This window comes from Pseudorhodoplanes sp. (assembly GCF_050250235.1).
Taxonomy (GTDB): Bacteria; Pseudomonadota; Alphaproteobacteria; order Rhizobiales; family Xanthobacteraceae; genus Pseudorhodoplanes.
Map to the genome: position 1 here is coordinate 37,384 of NZ_JBFWPA010000013.1, position 21,962 is coordinate 59,345.

Here is a 21,962-nt window from a genome sequence, read left to right on the forward strand (position 1 = left end):
CTGCGCGGCCGGCGAGGGTCAGCGGCGGAGCGGGAGCGGTTCGCGCTATTCGACCTTGGGCGCCGCGCCGGGCACCGCCGCGGTCGCGGCCGGCTTCTCGGCCGGCGGCTCCACGCGCCGGCTCGACGGCTCGACGATGATGCGCGTCTTGGCCATGCCATGCTTCTTCACGAGATTGAAGAGCACCGCGGCGTCCTTCGGATGCAGGCGCACGCAACCTTTCGAGGCGCGCCGCCCCAGCCGCTTGATCTGGTTGGTGCCGTGGATGGCGTAATGGCCGTGGAAGAAGATCGAGTAGGGCATCGGCGCCATGTTGAACAGCCGCGAATGCCAGGTTCGCTCGAGCCGTTGCGGCTTGTAGCTGCCGTTCGGCGGGCCGCCGGCGAGACCGGTGGAGACCACGAAGGTGTGGCTCGGCACCCCGTCGACGCTCACGGACAGCCGCTGCGCGGATTTGTCCACCCGCACCACGATCTCGGCGCGGGCGGCGTGGCTTGCGAAAACCAGAATCGATGCGGCAATGGCGGGAAGAAGACGCATGACTAAACCTCTTTCGGCACCGCGCAAATCAGCTTCCAGACTCCGTGACAGTGTGTAAAGTCACCCCGCAAAAATACCGTTAAGGAGTCCGGTTCGATGAGGGTGTTTTTGTTCATTTTTGCGCTGGCCGCGGCGCTTGGTCTCAGTGTCCCCGGATGGACACAGGACAAGGGCAGCGTCGATCCGAAGCCGCTGCCGCCGCTCGCCAATCCCGAGGACCCGAAAACACCGGCCAAGGACCTGTTCGGCCGCAAGGTGACCCCTGCCAATCTCCAGGCCCGGGCGATCGGCTTCTACACTCGCGGCTGTCTGGCCGGCGGGATGGCGCTGCCGGTCAACGGCAAGAACTGGCAGGTGATGCGGCTCTCACGCAACCGCAACTGGGGCCATCCGGACCTGATCGCATTCCTCGAACGCCTCGCGGAAAAGGCGCCAAAGGTCGGCTGGAATGGGCTCCTGGTCGGCGATCTTGCGCAGGCGCGCGGCGGTCCGATGCTGACCGGACATGCCAGCCACCAGGTCGGCCTCGACGCCGACATCTGGCTGACACCGATGCCGAACCGCGAACTGACGCGGCTCGAACGCGAGGAAATGTCTGCCACCAATGTGGTGCGCGCCGACAAGCTCGATGTCGATCCGAAGATCTGGACGCCGGGCCATGTGGGGATCATCCGGGCCGCCGCGCAGGACCCGCTGGTCGAGCGCATCCTTGTCAACGCCGCAATCAAGAAGGCGCTTTGCCGTGACGCCACCGGCGACCGCTCATGGCTGCACAAGGTGCGGCCCTGGTACTGGCATAACTATCACTTCCACATCCGCATGGGATGTCCGAAGGATTCCCCGACCTGCAAGCCGCAGCCGGCAACGCCCGAGAGCGAGGGCTGCGGCGCCGAACTGAACTACTGGTTCCAGCCCAAGATCCTGCGGCCCGAAGAGCCGAAGGCGGATCGGCCGCGCAAGCACATGACGATGAGCGCGCTGCCCGCCGAATGCCGTCAGGTTCTCGTCGCGGATTAGGGCCTCGCGCGCGGAACGGAAATCTTATTCGTTCTCGCGCGCGATCGCCCGCACCACGGCATCGGTCACCTGTCGCGTGGTCGCGGTTCCGCCGAGATCGGGCGGATGCAGATTGGGATCGGCGGTGACCCGCTCGATCGCCTTCATCAGCCGCGCCGCGGCCGCTTTTTCCCCGAGATGATCGAGCATCATCACGCCGGTCCAGAACGTGCCGATCGGGTTCGCGATGCCTTTGCCGGTGATGTCGAAGGCCGAGCCATGGATCGGCTCGAACATCGAGGGCGTGTGCCGCTCCGGATTGAGGTTCGCGGTCGGCGCGATCCCCAGCGATCCTGCAAGTGCGGCGGCGAGATCGGAGAGGATGTCGGCATGCAGGTTGGTTGCGACGATGGTGTCCAGCGTCTCGGGGCGCAGCGTCATGCGCATGGTCATGGCATCGACCAGCATCTTGTCCCATGTCACGTCGGGATAATTGCGCGCGACCTCGGCCGCGATGTCGTCCCACATCACCATGCCGTGGCGCTGCGCGTTGGATTTCGTCACCACCGTCAGCAGCTTGCGCGGACGCGAGCGCGCCAGTTCGAAGGCAAAGCGCATGATCCGCGTCACGCCGGCACGGGTAAACATCGCGACATCGGTCGCGACCTCTTCCGGCAGTCCCTTGTGCACGCGCCCGCCGACGCCGGCATATTCGCCTTCGGAATTCTCGCGCACGATCACCCAGTCTATCTCGGGGCCGCTGACATTGCGCAGCGGGCTCACGATGCCGGGCAGAATGCGGGTCGGCCGCACATTGGCGTATTGATCGAGCGGCTGGCAGATCGCGAGCCGCAGCCCCCACAGCGTGATGTGATCGGGAATGTCGGGCGCGCCGACCGCGCCGAAATAGATCGCATCGAATCTGCGGAGCCGATCGGTGCCGTCTTGCGGCATCATCACGCCGTGCTTGCGGTAATAATCCGAGCCCCAGTCGAAATCGGTCACGTCGAGAGCAAAGCCGCCTTCGCGCCTGGCGCAGGCGTCAAGCACCTGAAGGCCCGCGGCAATGACCTCGGGCCCGATGCCGTCGCCGCCGATCGCCGCGATCTTGTGTATGCGCATTGGGGGCCGCCGGCGCGCTATTGCGGGCCGCGGAAGTCAAGCCCGCGCACCACGATGATCTGTGTGCGGGCGCCCTCGATCCCGAAGTCGTCGTCGTTGATGAGGACCAGCGTGCCGTCCGGGAGAGCCGCGACGCCCTCGGTCTTGCGTGCGATCTTTGGGAAGTCGGCGCCATCGAAGCGCAACGCCTTGCTCACCGGTACGATCATGGCTTCGGCGAGGTTGACCTGCTCCAGCGAGGGCGAAGTCGAAATCCGGTCCCAGGGCGTACCATGGATGTTGGTCGCCTTGCCAAGATCGATCTCGTAGAGCTTGGTGGTGGCTTCGGTCCGTTCCAGCACGACCAGATGGTTGGTTTCGATCACCGTCATTTCGCTGATGCGCGGATCGGCCTGCCTGCCCGACGGGTCGCGCCCGAATGTCTTCGGATCGTCCAGCACGTAGACATATTCGCCCACGATCTGCATCGAGGTCCGCTCGATCTGGAACAGCCGTACATTGCGCGACGTCCGGGCCGCTTCCGTATCCGGATTGGCGAGCGGACTCTGCAGAGCGAAGAACAGGAAGCGTTCGTCCCGCGAGACCGCAAGCGCCTCGATCCCGCGGTTCAACTGACGTTTGGCAAGGATCGCCGGCAGCGTGCCGACCACGTCATAGCGGGCGTTCGCATAGTCTGCCTCGATTCCCTGGGGCACATGGCGGGTGATAATCCGTCCGTCCGCGGACACATGAACGATCGACGGTGCATTCTCGTCCGCCACCCAGAAGGTGCCGTCAGTCAGCCGGATCAGCGCCTCCGCGTCGATGCCATTCAGCTCCTGTGCGAGCGGTTTGCCGCTTCCGGTGAAGGGGATCTCGGTGGTTGCCGCTTGCAGTGGATTGGGCATGCCGTTCAGCGGGGTCCCGTCGCGATCCTTCAGGGTAATGACATCGGTGATGCGGAACGTGCCGGCGTCCGTGAGGATCAGCCGATAGATCGACGGCGCGTAGGATGGCGCGAGATAGACGCGTCCGTTCCTGGTCTCGCGGCAGGCGGCGATCTCCATCTGCGCAACCCGCTTGATTTCACCGCACGCGATATTGGGTCCGCGATCCCCGATGGTCCAGATCGCATTCGGCGGATCGTCCGGATGATGAAACGCGCCGCTGCCGATCCCGACGGTAAGGTTGACAACGCGGCCATTGTCGAAGCGATGGCGTCCCATCATCAGAAGGGTGTCGTCGCTGCGGATTTCCCGGACGGAAATGTCGGACGCGGCGGCGAGGGCGGGTAATCCCATCATCGCAGCAAGGAGGAGACGGATACGCATCGGCGCCTTCGGTTCGTCGGACTGCGGTCGGACACCAGCGGCATCCGGAGCAGCATCGTTGTCTCATGATCCCGCGTGCCGAGGAAAGGCCGGCGGCAGATTGCGCCGCAGCGTGGATCAGCTCGCTTGGGGCGCCGCTGGGACGGGCCGCCGGTGCAGAAAGAGCACCGTGCCGGACGGAAGCGGTATTCCGTTAATGTCCGACGTCGAGTGAGTCCGACGGCGCGGTGGAAAGCCGAACCTTTTGGTTATTTAGTTAACCGTGTGTGGCAATAATGCACTAGTGGCTTCGGTCATGCGCCTTTAACGTGGCTTCGTTGATTCACCTGGGGGCTCCCAATGAAGAAGTGTCTGATGGCAACCGTTGCGGTGCTTGCTCTTTTGAGCGCCGCTGGCTGCACCATGTATGGCAAGGCACCGGTCGGCAAGGCGCCGGTCGTCGCCAAGTACTAACGGCTTCGGTCGAGAAAGGGCCGGTCTTCGAACCGGCCCCTTTCTATACCTTTCCGTTGGCTGCCCAGATCACTGATTTGGTGCGGAGCATACTGGTGTGTGCAGAAAATCGGCGTATGCGGCTTCCGCCGCATAGGCCGTTTTTGCATTTTGGCCCGGATTTTCGGGCTTTTTGGTGGATGCTTCTTGCGTAAGTGCTTTTCGGCTTAAGGCCTTCTGACCCCGTTCCGCTTTGACTTTGTCTTTTCTTGTTTGGACATTTTCGGTTTCAGGCATTGTGCTGGTCTCGTCCCGCGGGCGGGGCGGCAGTTGTGGCAGAAGCGGAACACTGCGTCGGAGTCGGACCGATCAAGCGGGCTGGTTGCTACGGGCGGGTTGACTTCGGCAGCCGCCCCCGCGTGAGATGGGTGATGCAGCTTTCGGGGAGCGTCAATGCAGACAACATTCAATCCGGCCGCTGACAAACCGGCCGCGCGGCGAGGGGTTCTTCTTGGAAGGGCCGCCACGGCGATTGCAGCGGCTTCCATCCTCTCGTTCGGATGCGGCGGGGCGGTCGCGCAGGAGGCCAGCGGCTCCGTCGGGGTTCGCTTTGCTCCCGCGGCTGCCGGGCAGCTTTCCGCAATTCCGGCGCCGGCGGCTGCTCCTGCGGCGGCCAAGCCGGCTGAACAGGCCCGGACCGCGCGTGCACCCCAGACCCCGGCCCCGGCCACCACCGGGTCCACCCTGCCTGCAATCAATGTCACCGGCGAGAAGCCGAAGCAGAAGCCGGCGCGGCAGGTGACGACGCAGGGCCCGAAACGCGAACCGATCAAGATGCCGGTGACATCGGTCGGCTGCAACGGCGTTCGTGCGCCGGGCAAGCCCTATTTCGTCGAGTTCCGTTCGCGCACCGCGGTCAGCTACGGCCACACCTTCGTTCTTCATGGGCGGCTCGGCGGCGGCAATCGCTTTGCCGGCTACCAGATTGCCGGCCTGCACCCGAAGGGCGACGATCCCAATGTCTACCTGCAAGGCATGATGGTGCCGGTTGAATCCGAAACCGGTCCGTCATGGGGCGACCAGGACGAGCAATATCTGACAGCCCGCTTCTGCGTGACCCTGACCGAGGCCGAGTACCGCAAGGCGCTGGCCTACATCAAGCACCTGCAGGCGACCAAGAAGACCTGGCACGCCACGACCTATAACTGCAACGCCTTCGCCGCCGATATCGCGCGGCATATCGGGCTCGATTCGCCCAATCCGAACATGTATCTGCCTGAAACCTTCATCAAGCGGATGGCGGATCTCAATCCGAGGGGCAAGCCGGCCAATTCCTTCAGCTGGGGCTTCGGGGGCTTCCAGCAGGCTCCGGCAGCGCAATCCCAGCAAAGGCGGGCACCGGCGCAGCGCACGGCGCAGCCGGCATCGCGGTCAGCGGTCCAGCGCCAGTAGCGCGGCCAGAATCCGGAACGCAAGAAAACGGCCCGCAGCGATGCGGGCCGTTTCTCGTTGTGGCGGCGATGAGTGCGATCCCGTTGAAGGGCTCACTGAGCGGGCGGACACTTCGACGGGTCGGCCCGAAATGCCCGCCGGAGCGCCCAGACAAAGTCGAGCTGCGCGAATTGCGACCCCGGTGTGCCCATCGCTGCGAAGAGCGCGGGATCAGGTACGCCCACGGACCCTCGCAAGAATAGGATCGAGCGGCCGTCGTTGAGAGGATCCCGCGGACTCAGCGCGGGAAACGGGAAGGCGGCACGCAGGTCCTCGAACACGCTCAGACGCGTTGCCCCGAAAGGATAGCCTCGCTCGGCGGCCGGCGGTCGCGCAACCTGTGCGGAAGGCGGCACGAAAGTTCCCGGAGCGAACAGCTGTCTTCCGCCATCCACCCGGATGTTGTCGAGGCGCCTGCCGATGCTCGCACGGGCATGACAGGTGATGCAGGACGATGATTCCTGAAACGATCCTTCGATTTGCGTGTTGGCCAGCACGGTTGGACGCCCCGTCGGCGTGACAAAATCAGTCTGCGTTCCGCGCAACCGGTAATATTGCCACACCGTTCCCTCGGCCTCGGGCGGATAGCCCTTTCCGGCCGGACTGTGACGGTCCAGGCTTCCGACACTGGCTTGTGGATTTTCCACATGCTCGAACGTGGCCCAGAACCAGTTCGGGATGTCCTTCGTGATGATGTGCAGCCCGACCAGCCCGAACGGACGAACCTCGTCCGCTCCGATCTTCTCGTTCCTCACCACGCCGTAGCCGATATGATAGGTCCGTTCGAGCAGCCGCAGGCCGCGCTCGTCATCTTCGATCGCGCTATTGCCGTTCAAATCCCGGAAGTTCAGCGTCGGATCGAGTTCCCGATCCGTGAACAGGCGCCAGGCGGCCTTGATCTCCTTCGCGGCGACCGGGAAGTCGATCGCGGTGTTGTCGTCGAGAGCCTTCTCCTGGCCATCGATGCTGTAGAGGTTCCTGTCGACGATGAACTCGAAAGCCTCCCTGTTCATGCGAGTCTCGTTTCCGAGTTCTCCGGCGTCGACCGTCGCGGCAAGCCTGGTGGGCGAGAATGCGCGCGCCAGCGCCAGATTCGCCGGTTCGAAGCTGTTGCGCTCGACCGATGCGCCGATCGTCCGCGCGGCATCTTCGCTGAACTTCGGAGGATCGAACACCTTGCGCTGATCAACGCTCGCGCGCGCACTCTCGAGGCCTCTCGCCAGCGCGGCGACACGCGCAGGCGCCGCCGGCGGAGCCTTCCAGCCTGCGGGCTTGCATGCATTCGGCAGGAAGACTTCGGTTCTCGCGAGTTTCCAGGTTTCCCAGACGGTGATCCCCGGATCGCCCAGTTTCTTCTTGCCGTCTGGTGTGCCCCGATCCGCCTTCAGATCGGCAGGATGATTGAGGGCGAAGAACAGGCCCCATGCGAACTTGTCCGGATGGTTCATCGCCGGATGCAGGTCCTGGGTGGCGCCCTCACCGGTCATCAGAACGCTGCACATCAACAATGGCGTTGCGCTGAGATAGCGTCGTATCGACATCCTTCCCTCCCTTGTAGGCCAAGAAAGATCACTATCTCCGGTTGTACAAATCAACAGTAGATTTATTCCAAGTAACAACTTATAATTGTGTTACCAGCTGACCGGTTTCCGGATTTGTGGCCGGTTGGAATCTCACGACCCGGAAGACGCAAGGCCACGACGCGCCAGCGTATTCGCATGAGCCGTTTCATGCCCCACGAGCGGACGCGTTCGTCCGGTTTTTGCCGCTATTTCGATGCCGGTGCGATCAGCGACCAGACCGGCCGGCCGAACGCACCATCAAGCTGCGCGGTCAGGTCACGCAGGAAAGCCGGCGCCTGATCGCTGTAGCCGTAGACCATCAGCAGGAAAAGCACCGGCGGGATCGCCGCGAGCCACAGAATGGTGCGGATCATGTAGGCGCGATGCGCCGCCGCCTGTTTTGGATTGCGGTAGTTCGGGGTTGGATACTGGCTCATGATGATCCCGGAGGTCCGCACCTAGCTTATGCGAGAACGACAGCGATTTCACCTCGCCATCAATCGCTTCCCCAGACCCGGACGCTGACTAACGACACACTGTCGCCCGGCTTGCGCCCGGCGTAGATCTGGACGTCCAGATAGGGCTCGATCTCGCACACCAGCTCGGCCCCGGTCTCGTCGCCATCAAGGAGTCTGGCCTGCGGCCCACGCGTCACCTTCAAGCCGATATCGCGACAGCGCTGGGCATAGGCGCGCGCGATCGCTTCCGGCGCGACCGCGCTGCGATAGGTCACGACCGTCCAGCCGGGAAAAGTCCCTTCCTGCAGTCTGACGCTGTAGGCCGGTGGCGTCGCGGCCGGCGAAACAAGCCCGAGCCGGTCGAGGCGCGAGCCTTTCACGAACAGCCAGTAGCGCAGATTGTCGCGTCCTTCGAAATCCCAGCTTCCATCCGCCGCCCAGAACAGAAAAGCGATGAGGGAATAAGGAAGCGCAACGAGCATCAGTAGCGCCAGGCCGATGGGGATCAGACAGCCGAACCGGGACGCCTTGCGCGCTCGATCGGCCACTGGTGCGTTCCGCGGATCGCGCTCAAACGCGGTCGATCGGACCGCCGCTTTCGGCCCAGTCCTTGAACGCGCCGAGATTGTAGACCTTGGTGTAGCCGAGATCCTGGAGGGTCTTGCCGGCCAGCGCCGAACGTCCGCCGGAGCCGCAATACAAGATCACGGTCTTGTCGGTGTCGAGATTGGGGTCGCGTGCGGGCGAGTCCGGATCGGCCTTGAACTCCAGCAGGCCGCGCGGAATGTGGACCGCGCCGGCAACCTTGCCGCTCGCGTCCAGCTCCTTGGCGTCACGCACGTCAACGACGACGACATTGTCGCGGCCCATCATGTCCTTCGCTTGCTCGGGCGTAAGGCGCGGAACGCTTGCATTCGCCGCTTCCATCATCGCCTTGAGGCTCGTCGCCATGCGTGTTCTCCAGACCTGACCGCGGCCGGCGGCCGCTCCGCCGGCATTTCGCAGCCTGTAACTATGGTGCGCGGAATTGCGGGCGCAAGGGCCGCTGGATCATGCGACCTTGCTCACCCGTCTCAGGCTTGCGGCGCCGCCGCCGTCGGCATTTGCGCGGGACTCCCGCCGCGAGAGCATGCAGACTGCTCGCGCAGGAGCGCCACGATGGACCACACGCCGATTGCCGAACTGACGAAGAGAATCCGTGATCTGGAAGCCGAGATCGACGCCGAACTGGCGCGCCAGCGGGCCAGACTTCGCATCGGAATGGAAAACGGCCGCGTCGCGTTCGAAAGGGAATTGCTGCGCCGGCACCGCGAGCTGAAGACCGCGCTGCTGACCTATCTCTGGAATGCCAATCCGCTGGTGATCCTGACCGCCCCGGTAATCTATGCGCTGATCGTGCCGTTGTTCGTGCTCGACCTGTTCGTTTCGGTCTATCAGGCCATCTGCTTTCCGGTCTACGGCATTCCGAAAGTGCGGCGCTCCGACTATTTCGTGTTCGACCGGCATCATCTGGCCTATCTGAACGCGCTGGAAAAGCTGAACTGTGCCTATTGCTCCTACGCCAATTGCCTGATCGCCTATGTCCGCGAAATCGCCGCCCGCACCGAGCAATATTGGTGTCCGATCAAGCATGCGCGCCGCGTCATCGGTTCGCATCCGCGCTACATGTCGTTCGATGATTATGGGAACGCCGAAGGCTATCACGCGCGCGCCGCGCAATTGCGCGCGGCGCTGGCAAAGGAGGAATGATCGGAGGCGATCTCAATACTTCGCCGAGATCGGCAGGTCCTCGGCCGGGAACAGCGAGATCACCTTGCAGCCCTTGTCGGTGACCACGACCTCTTCCTCGATGCGCGCGCCGGAATAGCCGTCGGTCGCCGGACAATAGGTCTCGATCGCGAACACCATGCCTTCCTTGATCTCGGTCGGGTGATCCATCGACACCACCCGCGAGATGATCGGCCGCTCATGCAGCGCAAGGCCGAGGCCATGTGCGAATTGCAGGCCGAAGGCGCTCATCTCGTCGGGGAAGCCGAACTCGCCCGCGACCGGAAAGGCCTCGGCGATATGCGCGGTGGAGGCGCCTGGCCTGATGCGATCCATCGCATTGTCGAGCCACTCACGCGCCTTCCTGTAGGCGTCACGCTGTGAGTCGGTCGCCCGCACCACGTTGAAGGTGCGATAATAGCAGGTGCGATAGCCCATGAAGCTTTGCAGGATGTCGAAGAAGGCCTGGTCGCCCGGACGGATCAGGCGGTCCGTGAAATTGTGCGGATGCGGATTGCAGCGCTCGCCGGAAATCGCGTTCACCGCTTCGACGTCGTCGGAGCCGTGGGTGTAGAGGAACTTGTTGACCTCGGCGACGATGTCGTTTTCGCGCACGCCCGGCCGCAGCTTCTCGTTGATCAGGTCATAGGCGCCGTCGACCATCGCGGCAGCGCGATTGAGCAGCGCGATCTCGTCGATCGACTTGATCTCGCGCGCCTCCAGCAACACCTGCTGGCCGTCCTGGACTTTCAGGCCGGTCTTCTCCAGTTCGAACATCATCGGCGGCTCGATGATGTCGACGCCGAGCGGCATGTCGGCGACGCCATGCTCGCGCAGGATCGCGGCGATCTCCTCGGCATGCCGCTTCATCAGCCCGAAATCGGGATGCACGGTGCCGCGCAGACCGATCAGGCCGGCCTTGCAATTGTCCGGCTTCAGCCACGGCGAATAGAGTTTGTGGTGAACGGCGGCCGAGCCGAAGTCCCAGATGATCGGATCGGCGGAGTCGCGGGTCAGCAGCGCCCAGCGCGAGAGCTTGTCGCGCTCCCATTCGCCGATCTTGGTCGAGGTGATGTAGCGGATGTTGTTGACGTCGAAGACCAGCAGCGCGCCGAGGTCGGAATTGTCCAGCGCCATGCGGGCGCGGGAGAGCCTGTAATTGTGGAGGCGGCGGTAATCGACCCGCTCCTCGAAATCCACCCCCATGATGCCGAGCGAAGGCAGGGCACGGCCCCAATTGTAACGCGGATTGATGTCTTCGGCGCTGACCTTGCGGATGGCGGTCTGGTCCATGCGGGCCTCCCTTGATCTTGGTGGAGTGCCATGGCGGGCACCCGTTGGTACGCGTGTTATAGCGCCGTCACCGCGGGGCCGCCATGTCCCTTCGCAGCCCCTCCAGCAGCCCCTTCAGATCGTCGCGGATCGAGGGGCCGTGGAATTTCATATCCGCAAATTCCGCCTCCGAAAGCAGATCTGAGAGGCCGGATTTGAAGCTCGGCCATTCGCGCGCCATGGCCCACCATTGCTGCACATGCGGCCGGTCCGCGGTCCAGAGATCCAGCAAACCGAGGTAGTCCAGCCGTGCGGCAAAGGGCATCAGGCTGATGTCGCCGAGCGTCGGGTTCTTGCCGACCACCCAGGGACCGCCCGCCGCAAGCGTCTGCTCGAGCAGCCTGAACGCCTTCTCATAGGCATAGACCGCATGCAGCACGAACGGCGACTGCACGCCGTGTTCGTAGGTCGACCTGACCCGGTCCCGCCGGCGCGGATCGCCGACATTGCGGTAGCGCTTCTCGCGCAGCTCCGGCCCGATGTGTTTCATCTTTTCGCGAAACATCGCGGAGAAGCTGATCTCGGCCACGCCTTCGAACAGGCCTTCGTCCACCATCTTGCTCCACAGGCGCATGCGCGCGCGCTGCGCCGGTTCCTTCGGGACCAGCGGCGGGTCGGGAAAGGTGTCGTCGAGGTATTCGCAGATCAGCGTCGATTCGATGACTGGCGTGCCGTCATGCACGAGGGTCGGAACCACGCCTTTCGGATTGTATTTCAGATATTCTGGGTCGTATTGCTCGCCCTTGAACAGGTCGACCCTGACGGACCGCCACTCCAGACCTTTCGCGCGCAGTGTGATGCGCACCTTCTGGCAGCAGACAGAGTTGCCGAAATCGTAGAGTATGATCATCGCTACCCGCTTTCTGCCGCCTGCATCCGGGGCACACGAGCTCTCTACGCCGCGCTCCTTTTGCCCCACAGTCTGCCCGATGCGATATCTGCCCCCTCGCGCAGCGCCTTCAGCTTCTTCCACACCACGGAGCCCGCGACCCATTCGCGGCCGGCGAAGGTGCCGAAGCCGCAATCGGTCGAGGCGATGACGCGCTCGCGGTCGCCGACCACGGCAACCGCTTCGGCGATCCGCCGCGCCACCACCTCGGGATGCTCGACGAAATTGCTGGTCGATTCGATCACCCCGGGAATGAGGATCATGTCCTTCGGCCAGCCGGCTTTCCTGATTGCGTCGTATTCATGGGCATGGCGCGGATTGGCAAATTCAATCGAGAGCGCGCCGGCCGTGGTGGCATTCAGGACCGGCAGGATGGTGCCGAGCGCCACGTCGTGCTCGTGCGGGCCTTCCCAGTTGCCCCAGCATACATGCAGCCGCCAGTGGTCGCGCGGGATTCCCTCCACCGCCTTGTTAATCGCATGCAGATGCAATTCGCACATCTTCACGAATTCTGCCTCGGACAGGTCCTGGAACATCATGGTGCGTTCCATCGCAAGATCGGGCGCGTCGATCTGCAGGATCAGTCCTGCGTCATGGATCGCCATGTATTCGTGGCGCAATTCGCGCGCGAGCGCGTCCAGATACTTTTCGTGGCTATCGTAGAACACATTCTGCAGCGTGGTTGCGACGATGCCCGGCGAGGGTGCGGTGGCAAAGTCTTCCGCGAAGGTGCCCTTCGGTGCGCAACGGCGGAAGCGGGCGATCTCGTCCTTGATCTGGCCGACGTCGTGATACTTGACCTCGGCCTGTGCCTGCGGTGCGTTTGAAATTTTTCCGCGCCGGGGAAAGCGGCGCATGAACTGTTCGATCAGTTCGGGCGTTTCCGCAAAATCCTTGCCGACCTTGCGTTTGGACTCGCCGGCAAAGCCCGACATGCGCTCCGGCACATAGGTCTGAAAGCCGACCCGTTGCTGCTCGCCGTCGTTGCCGATATCGATGCCCGCAGCTTTCTGCTTCGCCACGACCTCGTTTACCGCCCGGTCCATTTCGGCGGAAAGCAGCGCCTTGTCGATCGCTTCGCCCGCCTCTCGCCGGATCAGCAGGTCAGTGAGCTTGTCGTTGCGCGGCAGGCTGCCGACATGGGTGGTCAGGATGCGGTCGCGGCTGGTCAGCATCGGTCGTTGTCTCCCGGGCGATTTCAATCGTGAATCGTCGTTTCCATCGGCCTAGCACGATCGCGATCCGGCACAAAAATCGATGAGGATCCAACGGCTTGGCGCCGGTTTGCGGCCGGGAATTGACGGACCAAACGCGGCATGCATTATAGTTCATGTTTGGAATGGATCGAACTGGTCCGGCCGGACATCGCCGGACATAACAAGAAGCCGGCAAGCGGGAACGACAAGCGGGATCGACATGGCTCAGGCTGCGGCAGCGGCGTCGCTCGGACGTCACGATATCACCGGGACGCACCGGCCCCGCGAAATCCCGCGCGACTACAATTTCGCTGCCGACATTCTTGAATCGAATCTCGCCGCGGGCCGTGCCGGGAAGCCGGCCTTCATCGATTCGCACGTTGTCCTTACCTACGAAAAGCTCGCATTGGAGGCGGCATCATTTGGAACGCTGCTGCGCGCCAAGGGCATCCGGCGCGAAGAACGCATTCTGATGTGCATGCTGGATGACGTGCTGTGGCCGATCGTCTTTCTCGGCGCATTGAAGGCGGGCGTGATCGCCGTTCCGGTCAATACCCTGATGACCGAGAGCGACTACGCGTTCATGCTATCCGACAGCCGCGCCCGGATGCTGGTGGTGTCGGAGGAATTGTACCCGAAATTCAGAAATCTGATCGGCAAATTGCCGGACCTCGAACATGTGATCGTGCACGGCGCCGAGACGTTTGGCCACGAGTGTCTGGTCGATGCTCTGGCCGAGACCCAGCCCGAAGACTACACCGCCCCGACCACCCGCGACGACATCGCCTTCTGGCTCTACACCTCGGGCTCGACCGGCAAGCCGAAAGGCGCGGTGCATGTTCATGCGAGCCTGAAGCTGACCAACGATCTTTACGCCGCGCCGATTCTCGATCTTCGCGAGGACGACATCTGCTATTCGGTGGCCAAGCTGTTCTTTGCCTATGGACTTGGCAACGCCCTGACCTTCCCGATGTCGGCCGGCGCCACCACGGTACTGATGGAGGAGCGGCCGACGCCGGACAGCGTGACCGGTCTGTTGCGCAAGCATCGCGTCACCGTGTTCTATGGCGTGCCGACCTTCTATGCGGGGTATCTTGCGAGTTCGTCGGCAATTTCGCCGGCCTTGACGTCGTTCCGCCGCTGCGTGTCCGCGGGCGAAGCCTTGCCGGCCGATGTCGGCAGGCGCTGGAGCGAGACCTACGGATGCGACATCCTCGACGGCATCGGCTCGACCGAGATGCTGCATATCTTTCTGTCCAATGCGCCCGGCGCCACGAAATACGGTACCACCGGCAAGCCGGTTCCGGGCTACATGCTCAAGCTGATCGACGAGCACGGCCAGCCCGTGAAGCCGGGCGAGATGGGCGAACTCCTGATCAACGGGCCGAGCAGCGCGATCATGTACTGGAACAACCGCGAGCGCTCGCGTCACACTTTCATGGGCGAATGGACGCGCTCGGGAGACAAATATCTGCAGGATGAGGAAGGCTACTTCGTCTATTGCGGCCGCAATGACGACATGCTGAAGGTCTCCGGCCTCTACGTGTCGCCTTTCGAGGTGGAAGGCGCGCTGCAGAGCCATGCCGACGTGCTGGAATGCGCCGTGGTCGCATGGCTCGACGGCGACGGGCTGATCAAGCCGAAAGCCTTTGTCGTGCTGAAGGAGCAGGGCAAGGCCTGCGATGCGCTCGCCCGGGTCCTGCAGGATCATGTCAAGGCGATGCTCGCACCGTTCAAATATCCGCGCTGGATCGAGTTTCGCGCCGATCTGCCGAAGACGGCGACCGGCAAAATCCAGCGTTTCCGGCTGCGCGCGGAAGGGCCGGGAGGTTGAGAGAAAGACCAGCGACTGGGCTCGCGCCTTAACCGCAGCGCAATGTCGCGCGGCCACGGGGCTTCCGGTTACCGGAACAGTTCAATAGGATGAAAGGCATGCTCAAGCGGGCGGCCCAATAAAGGAGGAACTGAACATGAAGAGATCATTGATTGCAGCCGGCGCGGCGCTCGCGCTCGCCGCTGGGCCGGCCCTGGCCCAGGACAAACCCATCAAGATCGGGTTCGTCTCGACCTTTTCCGGCCCCACCGCGGTGATCGGCAATGACATGCGCAACGCCTTCGAGCTCGCGCTCGACCATATGGGGCGCAAGATCGGCGGCCGTCCGGTCGAGGTGATCTACGAAGACGACACGCTGAAGCCGGACGTCGGCAAGCAGAAGACCGAGAAGCTGATCGAATCCGACAAGGTCGACTTCATCGCCGGCTATATCTGGTCGAACGTGCTGCTCGCCTCGCTGAAGCCGATCGTCGATTCCAAGACGCTGACCGTGGTCGCCAATGCCGGCCCGTCGCAACTCGCCGGCCAGCTCTGCTCGCCCTATGTGTTCTCGACCTCCTGGCAGAACGACCAGACGCCGCAGGCCGTCGGCGAATACATGAACCAGAAGGGGGTGAAGTCGGTCTATCTGATCGGTCCGAACTATGCCGCCGGAAAGGACATGCTGTCGGGCGTTCAGTCGACCTTCAAGGGCAAGGTGGTTGGTCAGGATCTGACGAAGTGGCCGGACCAGCTGGATTTCTCGGCCGAATTGTCGAAGGCGCGCGCCGCCAAGCCCGACGCGGTATTCGTGTTCTATCCGGGTGCGGCCGGCGTGCAGTTCCTCACGCAATATGCGCAGCAGGGCCTGAAGGGCCAGATCCCGCTCTACACCGCCTTCACCATCGACGAATTGTCGCTGCCGCTGCAGAAGGATCTCGCGCTGGGCGTGCCCGGTGCGCAGCAATGGGTCAACGACCTGCCGTTTGACGCAAACAAGAAGTTCGTCGCGGATTTCCGCGCCAAGTACAAGACCTCGCCCTCGTTCTACGCTTCACAGGCCTATGACGCTGCCCAGCTCATCAACAGCGCGGTGACGGCGGTGAAGGGCGACCTCAGCAAGAAGGACGCCATGCGCGACGAGATGCGCAAGGCGAACTTCCCGTCGGTGCGCGGGCCGTTCAAGTACGGCAACAACCATATCCCGATCCAGAATTTCTACCTTCAGGATGTGGTGAAGAAGGAAGACGGCACGCTTGGCCTCAAGACGGTCGCCACCATCGTCAAGGACAGTCAGGACCGTTTCCACGACAAGTGCCCGATGAAGTGGTGATGTGCTAGACGGCCGGACGGCGGGTGCGCGACCCGCAATCCGGCCTTTTTCTTGCACGGCCTCTTCGAAGAATCCTCGACACTCCACTCTGCGCCGCGGGGGGCGGCATTCAGGGCAATGCTTCTCTTCATCGAACAGTCCCTGAACGGCCTGCAATTCGGCCTGCTGCTGTTTCTTCTGGCAGCCGGCCTGACGCTGGTCTTCGGAATCATGGATCTGGTGAACCTCGCGCATGGTTCGCTGTACATGATCGGCGCGTATTTCGCCGCGACCTTCGCCGCGCTGACCGGCAGCTTCGTGTTCGCCGTCATTCTGGCGCTGGTCGCGACGCTCGCCGTCGGCATGGCGGTGGAGGTCATCGCGCTGCGCAGGCTGTATGGCCGCGACCATCTCGACCATGTGCTCGCGACCTTCGGCCTGCTGCTGTTCTTCAACGAGTTCGTCCGGCTGGTCTGGGGACCCGCCGGGATGAGCCTGCCGCTGCCGGCCTGGCTCAATACCAGCTTCGAGATATTCCCCGGCGTCTTTTACCCGACCTACCGGCTGATGATCATCACCGTGGCGCTCACGGTTGCGTTTCTCCTGTATGTCGTGGTGATGCGCACCCGTGTCGGCATGCTGATCCGCGCCGGCGCGTCAAACCGAGAGATGATCGGCGCGCTCGGCATCAACATCAAGCTGCTCTACACCTTTGTGTTCGGCATGGGCGCGGCGCTCGCAGGCCTGGCGGGCATGATGCAGGCGCCGATCCTGACCGTGCAGATCGGCATGGGCGAAAACATCCTGATCCTTGCCTTCGTGGTCATCATCATCGGCGGGATCGGCTCGATCCGCGGCGCCTTCGTCGCCTCGATCCTGGTCGGCATGATCGACACGGTCGGGCGCGCCTTCCTGCCCGACGTGCTGAAGCTGTTCCTGTCGAACGCGGCTGCCTCGACCGCGGGCCCGGCGCTGTCCTCGATGCTGATCTATCTGGTGATGGCGGTCATTCTGGTCGTGCGGCCGGAGGGACTGTTTCCTGCGGCCAGCAAATGAAGGCGCTGACCGTCCGCAATATCCTGGTCGGCGCGCTGCTGCTGTTCCTCGCGCTGATCCCGGTCTACTCGCAGATGACCGGCGACGTCTTCATCATGACGTTGTTCACCCGCATCGTCATCCTCGCGATCGCCGCGGTCAGCCTCAATCTGATCATGGGCTTCGGTGGCATGGTCAGTTTCGGCCATGCCGCGTATCTGGGAATCGGCGGTTACGCGGTCGGTATCCTGGCGCATGAAGGCATCAATTCCGGCTTCATCCAGTGGCCCGTCGCCCTGATCGCCTGCGCGCTGTTCGCGCTCGCGACCGGCGCCCTGTCGCTGCGCACGCGCGGCGTTTATTTCATCATGATCACGCTCGCCTTCGCGCAGATGATCTATTATGTCGGCGTCAGCCTTGACCGCTACGGCGCCGATGACGGGTTGACGATCTATCAGCGCAGCGACTTTGCCGGGCTGATCAATCTGTCCGACAAGACCACCTTCTATTATCTCTGTTTCGTGTGTCTGATGGCGACCTGCTACCTTGTCTGGCGCATCGTCAATTCGCGCTTCGGCATGGTGATCCAGGGGGCACGTTCCAACGAGCGCCGCATGCGCGCGATCGGCTTTCCGGCCTATCGCTATCGGCTGACCTGCTACGTGATCGCGGGCGTGCTGTGCGGGCTCGCCGGAATCCTGCTCGCCAACCAGACCGACTTCGTCAGCCCGGCCATGATGCACTGGACCCGCTCGGGCGACCTGATCGTGATGGCGGTGCTGGGCGGCATGGGTTCGGTGCTGGGCCCCGTGATCGGTGCGGTGGCGCTGCTGGTGCTGGAAGAGACCCTGCCGGGCATGATCGGCGCGGTAGGCGAATTCATCACGGGAAAGCCGGTGGTCGCGGCCAAGGAATACTGGGCGCTGATTCTCGGTCCCATGCTGCTGCTGGTCGTGCTGTTCGCGCGGGGCGGCATCGACGGACTGCTGGAGAAAATCCGCCGTGGCTGAACCGCTGCTCGCCATCAACGGCATTACCAAACGCTTCGGCGGCGTGCTGGCCTCCGACGGGATCACGCTGTCGGTGCCTCAGGGCGAACTGCACGCGATCATCGGTCCGAACGGTGCCGGCAAGACCACGCTGATCGGCCAGCTGACCGGCGAGATCGACCCCAATAGCGGCACCATCGTCTTTGCCGGCCGCGACATCACCGCGCTGCCGACCTACCAGCGCTCGATAATGGGGCTGGCGCGCTCGTTCCAGATCACCTCGCTGTTTCAGGACTTCACCGCGCTCGACAATGTTGCGCTCGCGGTGCAGGCGCATGCCGGTCACTCGTTCCATTTCTGGCGCGAGGCTCGCGGCGAGGAAGAATTGCGTGCCCCCGCGCGTGCCGCGCTCGATCGTGTCGGCCTCTCGCATCGCGCCGACACCGTGGTGTCGAGCATGAGCCATGGCGAGCATCGCCAGCTTGAGATCGCGATGGCGCTCGCCACCAGGCCGCGCATGCTGTTGCTCGACGAGCCGATGGCCGGAATGGGCCCGGAAGAATCCGCAGCCATGGTGCAAACGCTGCTCGAGCTGAAGAAGCAATACACGATCCTCCTGATCGAGCACGATATGGAGGTGGTGTTCGCGCTCGCCGATCGCATCTCGGTGCTGGTCTATGGCCGTGTGATCGCGACCGGCTTGCCGGACGCAATCCGTGCCAATGCGGATGTCCGGCAGGCCTATCTCGGCGAGCAGGAAGCGGTGGTGGCCGATGGCTGACACGCTGCTTGAACTCTCCGGCATCGAGACCTGCTACGGCCGCAGCCAGGTGCTGTTCGGGCTTTCGCTCGCCATCGCCGCGGGCGAGATGGTCACGCTGATGGGTCGCAACGGCATGGGCAAGACCACGACCGTACGCTCGATCATGGGGCTGACGCCGGCGCGCGCCGGCGTCATCCGTTTCGCAGGCAGGGATATCCGCGGCTTTCCGTCCTATCGCGTGGCGAAGATGGGCGTCGGGCTGGTGCCGGAAGGGCGCCAGATTTTTCCGAATCTTACGGTGCGCGAGAACCTGATCGCGACCGCTGCCAATACTTCCGGTTCCTCCAGCCCCTGGACCTATGAAACGGTGATCGAGCTCTTCCCGCGCCTTGCCGAGCGCGCGTCGCAGATGGGCAATCTTCTCTCCGGCGGCGAGCAGCAGATGCTCGCCATCGGGCGGGCGCTGATGACCAATCCGCGGCTGCTGATTCTCGATGAAGCGACCGAGGGATTGGCACCCTTGATCCGCCAGGAAATCTGGCAATGCCTGACACGGCTGAAACAGGCCGGGCAGTCGATCCTTGTCATCGACAAGAATGTGGCGGCCCTGATTGCCATCGCCGACCGGCACTACATGATCGAGCGCGGTCGCACGGTGTGGAGCGGAACGTCGAAGGAACTCGGCGCCGCGCCGGATGTGCAGCACCGCTATCTCGGGGTTTGAGGCGCTTCGTGCCTCTGTGTTTCGGCCGCTCGTCCCCGCGAAGGCGGGGACCCAGCGCGGTGGTTCGGCCATGGACCTTTAGATAAATTGGCGCTGGATTCCCGCTTCCGCGGGAATGAGCGGGAGATTGCGCCTACCCGCCCACTACCTCGCCATCCTCCTTGGTGAAACGCCCGATCTCCGGATTCGGCAGGATCTCCAGCACGGTCTCCGACGGCCGGCACAGGCGCGTGCCGTTCGGTGTTTCCACGATCGGCCGATTGATCAGGATCGGGTGCGTCATCATGAAATCGATCAGTTCGTCGTCGGTCCATTTCGGATCGGCCAGACCAAGCTGCGCATAGGGCGTGCCCTTTTCGCGGAGAAGCTGGCGCGGTCTCATATCCATCTTGCGCAGCAACTCGACCAGGCGCTCGCGGCTCGGCGGGGTCTTCAGATATTCGATCACCAACGGTTCCTCGCCGCTTTGCCGGATCATCGCCAGCGTGTTGCGCGAGGTGCCGCAATTCGGGTTGTGATAGATCGTGACGGTCACAGCTTGGCCTCCTGCGGTATCGGGTCGGCGACCCGGCTGGTGCGCAGCAACCATGACATGAGCAGCAGGGCAATCACGGCTCCGGACAGTTCGGCGAGAATGAACCCGGGCAGGTCGGCCGGCCGGATGCCGGAGAATGTGTTGGTGAGTGATCGCGCGATCGCGACCGCCGGATTCGCAAACGACGTGGACGCCGTGAACCAGTAGGCCGCGGTGATGTAGAGGCCCACCAGCCACGGTACCGCATCGCGCTGGAAGCGGATGCCCGCAAGTATCGTGGCGACTAGCCCGAACGCAGCAACGCCTTCGGCGAACCATTGCGGGCCGCCGCTGCGGGTCTTGAGCGAAAAATCGATCAGGGGCAGCGCGAACATCAGATGCGCAGCCAGGGTGCCGGCGATGCCGCCTGCGATCTGCGCGGCCCCGTACAGCACGCCCTCGCGTATCGGCAGGTCGCCCTTGAGCGTGAAGACCAGCGTGACTGCCGGATTGAAATGAGCGCCGGAGATCGGACCGAGGATCGTAATCAGCACCACCAGGATGGCGCCGGTCGGCAAGGTGTTTCCAAGCAGCGCCAGCGCGACATCCTTGGTCAGCGTCTCCGCCATGATGCCGGAGCCGACGACGGTGGCGACGAGGAGGCCGGTTCCCAGTGCTTCGGCAGCCAGCCGGCGCGGGAGATCGAAATCGGCCATCAACTCGCCTTCTCGCGCCCGAATGTCGAGCCGTCGAGCCGGCCGATATCGCGCAGCCTGGCGCCGAGCGAGAGTCGGTCGATCGACGCGAGCGGGAGGTTGGCGAATGCGACGATGCGGTTCTTCAGGTAGCGTTGGGCCTTGACGAAGGCGGCTTCCTTTTCGAGATCGGTGCCATCCACGGCGGCCGGGTCCTCGATCCCCCAATGAGCGCTCATCGGTTGGCCCGGCCAGACCGGGCATGATTCGGCGGCGGCGCTGTCGCAGACGGTGAACACAAAGTCCATGACGGGCGCGTCCGCCGCCGCAAACTCCGACCAATTTTTCGAGCGCAGGCCGTCGGTCGGATACTCGGCACGCTCCAGCACGCGGAGGGCGTAAGGATTGATTTCGCCTTTCGGCTGGCTTCCCGCCGAAAACGAACGAAAGCGTCCGCGCCCTTCCTTGCGCAGGATCGACTCGGCGATGACCGAGCGGGCGCTGTTGCCGGTGCAGAGGAACAGGACGTTGAACACGCGATCAGACATGGGACCTGACATGGGACGTGACATGGGTTTTCTCCCGGGCATTTTCTTCATTCGGTGCGCAGCACGGCTTGATCGATTCGATCAGCGCTGCGCACAGCCAAGGCTCGCTGCCGCAACAATCCTGCAAGAGGAACAATGTCATCGACTGCAGCGTGTTGAGATTGGCTCGGTACACGATCGACCGGCCCTGCCGCTCGGATGCGATCAGAGCGGCACGCTCCAGGATCGAGAGATGCGAGGACATCGTATTGTGCGGCACCGCCAGCCCCCTGGCGATGTCGCCGGCCGGCAACCCCTTCGGCTCATGCTTGACCAGCAGGCGAAACACGTCGAGCCGTGTCGGCTGCGCGAGCGCGGCAAGCGCGAGAATTGCGGCAGACGAGTCCATATGTCGATAATTCTCGACATATGGACAAGAGTCAAGGAGGCCTGCTTCAGTCGAGGAGGGCCTGCTTCCGGGTTGCGGATGGAATT

General features: G+C 63.4%; 24 protein-coding genes. 9 read left to right on the forward strand and 15 right to left on the reverse strand.

Annotated elements, in window-relative coordinates:
* Positions 1-45 precede the first annotated feature (45 nt).
* A complete protein-coding gene (locus AB7F49_RS08560; protein WP_428521414.1) occupies positions 46-540 on the reverse strand; it encodes a L,D-transpeptidase in 495 nt (164 codons plus the stop codon).
* Positions 541-636: 96 nt separating this feature from the next.
* Between AB7F49_RS08560 and mepA the strand changes: the two genes are divergently transcribed.
* Positions 637-1,557 (forward strand): penicillin-insensitive murein endopeptidase, encoded by a 921-nt coding sequence (gene mepA, locus AB7F49_RS08565; RefSeq protein WP_428521415.1) that lies wholly within the window; start codon positions 637-639, stop codon positions 1,555-1,557.
* Positions 1,558-1,581: 24 nt separating this feature from the next.
* On the opposite strand, the gene AB7F49_RS08570 is transcribed toward mepA, so the two are convergent.
* The 3 genes from AB7F49_RS08570 to AB7F49_RS08580 form a co-directional block, all read right to left on the reverse strand.
* A complete protein-coding gene (locus tag AB7F49_RS08570; protein ID WP_428521416.1) occupies positions 1,582-2,658 on the reverse strand; it encodes a tartrate dehydrogenase in 1,077 nt (358 codons plus the stop codon).
* A gap of 17 nt (positions 2,659-2,675) precedes the next feature.
* The gene (locus tag AB7F49_RS08575) at positions 2,676-3,968 is read right to left on the reverse strand and encodes an esterase-like activity of phytase family protein (RefSeq protein WP_428521417.1); all 1,293 of its coding nucleotides are present in this window, start codon (positions 3,966-3,968) and stop codon (positions 2,676-2,678) included.
* A gap of 522 nt (positions 3,969-4,490) precedes the next feature.
* Positions 4,491-4,697, reverse strand: a complete 207-nt coding sequence (locus AB7F49_RS08580; RefSeq protein ID WP_428521418.1) for a hypothetical protein — start codon at positions 4,695-4,697, stop codon at positions 4,491-4,493.
* Positions 4,698-4,853: 156 nt separating this feature from the next.
* On the opposite strand from AB7F49_RS08580, the gene AB7F49_RS08585 reads away from it, so the two are divergent.
* Positions 4,854-5,852, forward strand: a complete 999-nt coding sequence (locus tag AB7F49_RS08585; RefSeq protein ID WP_428521419.1) for a hypothetical protein — start codon at positions 4,854-4,856, stop codon at positions 5,850-5,852.
* A gap of 92 nt (positions 5,853-5,944) precedes the next feature.
* Here AB7F49_RS08585 and AB7F49_RS08590 read toward each other — a convergent pair whose 3' ends face one another.
* The 4 genes from AB7F49_RS08590 to AB7F49_RS08605 all read right to left on the reverse strand — a co-directional run bounded on the left by AB7F49_RS08590 (position 5,945) and on the right by AB7F49_RS08605 (position 8,862).
* Positions 5,945-7,432: a hypothetical protein gene (locus AB7F49_RS08590; RefSeq protein WP_428521420.1), complete on the reverse strand. Its 1,488-nt coding sequence runs from the start codon at positions 7,430-7,432 to the stop codon at positions 5,945-5,947.
* A gap of 227 nt (positions 7,433-7,659) precedes the next feature.
* On the reverse strand, positions 7,660-7,890 hold the full coding sequence (locus AB7F49_RS08595) for a hypothetical protein (RefSeq protein WP_428521421.1): 231 nt from the start codon (positions 7,888-7,890) through the stop codon (positions 7,660-7,662).
* Between the two features lie 59 nt (positions 7,891-7,949).
* A complete protein-coding gene (locus tag AB7F49_RS08600) occupies positions 7,950-8,459 on the reverse strand; it encodes a hypothetical protein (protein ID WP_428521422.1) in 510 nt (169 codons plus the stop codon).
* 22 nt (positions 8,460-8,481) lie between these two features.
* Positions 8,482-8,862, reverse strand: a complete 381-nt coding sequence (locus AB7F49_RS08605; RefSeq protein WP_428521423.1) for a rhodanese-like domain-containing protein — start codon at positions 8,860-8,862, stop codon at positions 8,482-8,484.
* A gap of 207 nt (positions 8,863-9,069) precedes the next feature.
* Here AB7F49_RS08605 and AB7F49_RS08610 point away from each other — a divergent pair, with 207 nt between their 5' ends.
* Complete coding sequence (locus AB7F49_RS08610) at positions 9,070-9,660, forward strand: hypothetical protein (protein WP_428521424.1); 591 nt, start codon at positions 9,070-9,072, stop codon at positions 9,658-9,660.
* Positions 9,661-9,672: 12 nt separating this feature from the next.
* Here the strand turns inward: AB7F49_RS08610 and AB7F49_RS08615 are convergent, their stop codons facing one another.
* The 3 genes from AB7F49_RS08615 to AB7F49_RS08625 form a co-directional block, all read right to left on the reverse strand.
* Positions 9,673-10,971: a M24 family metallopeptidase gene (locus tag AB7F49_RS08615; RefSeq protein WP_428521425.1), complete on the reverse strand. Its 1,299-nt coding sequence runs from the start codon at positions 10,969-10,971 to the stop codon at positions 9,673-9,675.
* Between the two features lie 67 nt (positions 10,972-11,038).
* Positions 11,039-11,860, reverse strand: coding sequence for a glutathione S-transferase family protein (locus tag AB7F49_RS08620; RefSeq protein ID WP_428521426.1), 822 nt, complete (start codon positions 11,858-11,860; stop codon positions 11,039-11,041).
* A gap of 44 nt (positions 11,861-11,904) precedes the next feature.
* Entirely contained in the window at positions 11,905-13,074 is a 1,170-nt protein-coding gene (locus AB7F49_RS08625; RefSeq protein WP_428521427.1) for a cobalamin-independent methionine synthase II family protein, read from the reverse strand.
* A 241-nt stretch (positions 13,075-13,315) separates the two neighbouring features.
* On the opposite strand from AB7F49_RS08625, the gene AB7F49_RS08630 reads away from it, so the two are divergent.
* From AB7F49_RS08630 to AB7F49_RS08655, 6 genes are all read left to right on the forward strand, one after another.
* Positions 13,316-14,929, forward strand: a complete 1,614-nt coding sequence (locus AB7F49_RS08630; protein WP_428521428.1) for a benzoate-CoA ligase family protein — start codon at positions 13,316-13,318, stop codon at positions 14,927-14,929.
* Between the two features lie 136 nt (positions 14,930-15,065).
* Positions 15,066-16,241, forward strand: a complete 1,176-nt coding sequence (locus AB7F49_RS08635; protein WP_428521429.1) for an ABC transporter substrate-binding protein — start codon at positions 15,066-15,068, stop codon at positions 16,239-16,241.
* 117 nt (positions 16,242-16,358) lie between these two features.
* Entirely contained in the window at positions 16,359-17,276 is a 918-nt protein-coding gene (locus AB7F49_RS08640; protein ID WP_428521430.1) for a branched-chain amino acid ABC transporter permease, read from the forward strand.
* Positions 17,273-18,265, forward strand: coding sequence for a branched-chain amino acid ABC transporter permease (locus AB7F49_RS08645; RefSeq protein WP_428521431.1), 993 nt, complete (start codon positions 17,273-17,275; stop codon positions 18,263-18,265). Before AB7F49_RS08640 ends, AB7F49_RS08645 begins: the two co-directional genes overlap by 4 nt.
* Positions 18,258-19,025, forward strand: coding sequence for an ABC transporter ATP-binding protein (locus tag AB7F49_RS08650; protein ID WP_428521432.1), 768 nt, complete (start codon positions 18,258-18,260; stop codon positions 19,023-19,025). The genes AB7F49_RS08645 and AB7F49_RS08650 overlap by 8 nt, the downstream gene beginning before the upstream one ends.
* The gene (locus tag AB7F49_RS08655) at positions 19,018-19,731 is read left to right on the forward strand and encodes an ABC transporter ATP-binding protein (protein WP_428521433.1); all 714 of its coding nucleotides are present in this window, start codon (positions 19,018-19,020) and stop codon (positions 19,729-19,731) included. The genes AB7F49_RS08650 and AB7F49_RS08655 overlap by 8 nt, the downstream gene beginning before the upstream one ends.
* Before the next feature lie 133 nt (positions 19,732-19,864).
* Here AB7F49_RS08655 and arsC read toward each other — a convergent pair whose 3' ends face one another.
* The 4 genes from arsC to AB7F49_RS08675 are packed head-to-tail and all read right to left on the reverse strand — an operon-like array spanning position 19,865 to position 21,876.
* Positions 19,865-20,266 carry an arsenate reductase (glutaredoxin) gene (gene arsC / locus AB7F49_RS08660; protein ID WP_428521434.1) on the reverse strand — a complete coding sequence of 134 codons (402 nt, stop codon included), beginning with the start codon at positions 20,264-20,266 and terminating at the stop codon, positions 19,865-19,867.
* On the reverse strand, positions 20,263-20,961 hold the full coding sequence (locus AB7F49_RS08665) for an aquaporin (RefSeq protein ID WP_428521435.1): 699 nt from the start codon (positions 20,959-20,961) through the stop codon (positions 20,263-20,265). The genes arsC and AB7F49_RS08665 overlap by 4 nt, the downstream gene beginning before the upstream one ends.
* On the reverse strand, positions 20,961-21,488 hold the full coding sequence (locus tag AB7F49_RS08670; protein ID WP_428521468.1) for an arsenate reductase ArsC: 528 nt from the start codon (positions 21,486-21,488) through the stop codon (positions 20,961-20,963). The genes AB7F49_RS08665 and AB7F49_RS08670 overlap by 1 nt, the downstream gene beginning before the upstream one ends.
* The gene (locus tag AB7F49_RS08675; protein ID WP_428521436.1) at positions 21,481-21,876 is read right to left on the reverse strand and encodes an ArsR/SmtB family transcription factor; all 396 of its coding nucleotides are present in this window, start codon (positions 21,874-21,876) and stop codon (positions 21,481-21,483) included. Before AB7F49_RS08675 ends, AB7F49_RS08670 begins: the two co-directional genes overlap by 8 nt.
* Between the last annotated feature and the right edge of the window lie 86 nt (positions 21,877-21,962).

Bases quoted from the DNA above. Each gene is read 5' to 3' on its own strand.
- AB7F49_RS08645 (WP_428521431.1), top strand. From the start codon at position 17,273: ATGAAGGCGCTGACCGTCCGCAATATCCTGGTCGGCGCGCTGCTGCTG.
- mepA (WP_428521415.1), top strand. From the start codon at position 637: ATGAGGGTGTTTTTGTTCATTTTTGCGCTGGCCGCGGCGCTTGGTCTC.
- AB7F49_RS08630 (WP_428521428.1), top strand. From the start codon at position 13,316: ATGGCTCAGGCTGCGGCAGCGGCGTCGCTCGGACGTCACGATATCACC.
- AB7F49_RS08625 (WP_428521427.1), bottom strand. From the start codon at position 13,074: ATGCTGACCAGCCGCGACCGCATCCTGACCACCCATGTCGGCAGCCTG.
- AB7F49_RS08620 (WP_428521426.1), bottom strand. From the start codon at position 11,860: ATGATCATACTCTACGATTTCGGCAACTCTGTCTGCTGCCAGAAGGTG.
- AB7F49_RS08560 (WP_428521414.1), bottom strand. From the start codon at position 540: ATGCGTCTTCTTCCCGCCATTGCCGCATCGATTCTGGTTTTCGCAAGC.
- AB7F49_RS08575 (WP_428521417.1), bottom strand. From the start codon at position 3,968: ATGCGTATCCGTCTCCTCCTTGCTGCGATGATGGGATTACCCGCCCTC.
- AB7F49_RS08580 (WP_428521418.1), bottom strand. From the start codon at position 4,697: ATGCCTGAAACCGAAAATGTCCAAACAAGAAAAGACAAAGTCAAAGCG.
- AB7F49_RS08675 (WP_428521436.1), bottom strand. From the start codon at position 21,876: ATGGACTCGTCTGCCGCAATTCTCGCGCTTGCCGCGCTCGCGCAGCCG.
- AB7F49_RS08670 (WP_428521468.1), bottom strand. From the start codon at position 21,488: ATGTCTGATCGCGTGTTCAACGTCCTGTTCCTCTGCACCGGCAACAGC.
- AB7F49_RS08655 (WP_428521433.1), top strand. From the start codon at position 19,018: ATGGCTGACACGCTGCTTGAACTCTCCGGCATCGAGACCTGCTACGGC.
- AB7F49_RS08605 (WP_428521423.1), bottom strand. From the start codon at position 8,862: ATGGCGACGAGCCTCAAGGCGATGATGGAAGCGGCGAATGCAAGCGTT.
- AB7F49_RS08665 (WP_428521435.1), bottom strand. From the start codon at position 20,961: ATGGCCGATTTCGATCTCCCGCGCCGGCTGGCTGCCGAAGCACTGGGA.
- AB7F49_RS08590 (WP_428521420.1), bottom strand. From the start codon at position 7,432: ATGTCGATACGACGCTATCTCAGCGCAACGCCATTGTTGATGTGCAGC.
- AB7F49_RS08615 (WP_428521425.1), bottom strand. From the start codon at position 10,971: ATGGACCAGACCGCCATCCGCAAGGTCAGCGCCGAAGACATCAATCCG.
- AB7F49_RS08610 (WP_428521424.1), top strand. From the start codon at position 9,070: ATGGACCACACGCCGATTGCCGAACTGACGAAGAGAATCCGTGATCTG.
- AB7F49_RS08595 (WP_428521421.1), bottom strand. From the start codon at position 7,890: ATGAGCCAGTATCCAACCCCGAACTACCGCAATCCAAAACAGGCGGCG.
- AB7F49_RS08640 (WP_428521430.1), top strand. From the start codon at position 16,359: ATGCTTCTCTTCATCGAACAGTCCCTGAACGGCCTGCAATTCGGCCTG.
- AB7F49_RS08635 (WP_428521429.1), top strand. From the start codon at position 15,066: ATGAAGAGATCATTGATTGCAGCCGGCGCGGCGCTCGCGCTCGCCGCT.
- AB7F49_RS08570 (WP_428521416.1), bottom strand. From the start codon at position 2,658: ATGCGCATACACAAGATCGCGGCGATCGGCGGCGACGGCATCGGGCCC.
- AB7F49_RS08585 (WP_428521419.1), top strand. From the start codon at position 4,854: ATGCAGACAACATTCAATCCGGCCGCTGACAAACCGGCCGCGCGGCGA.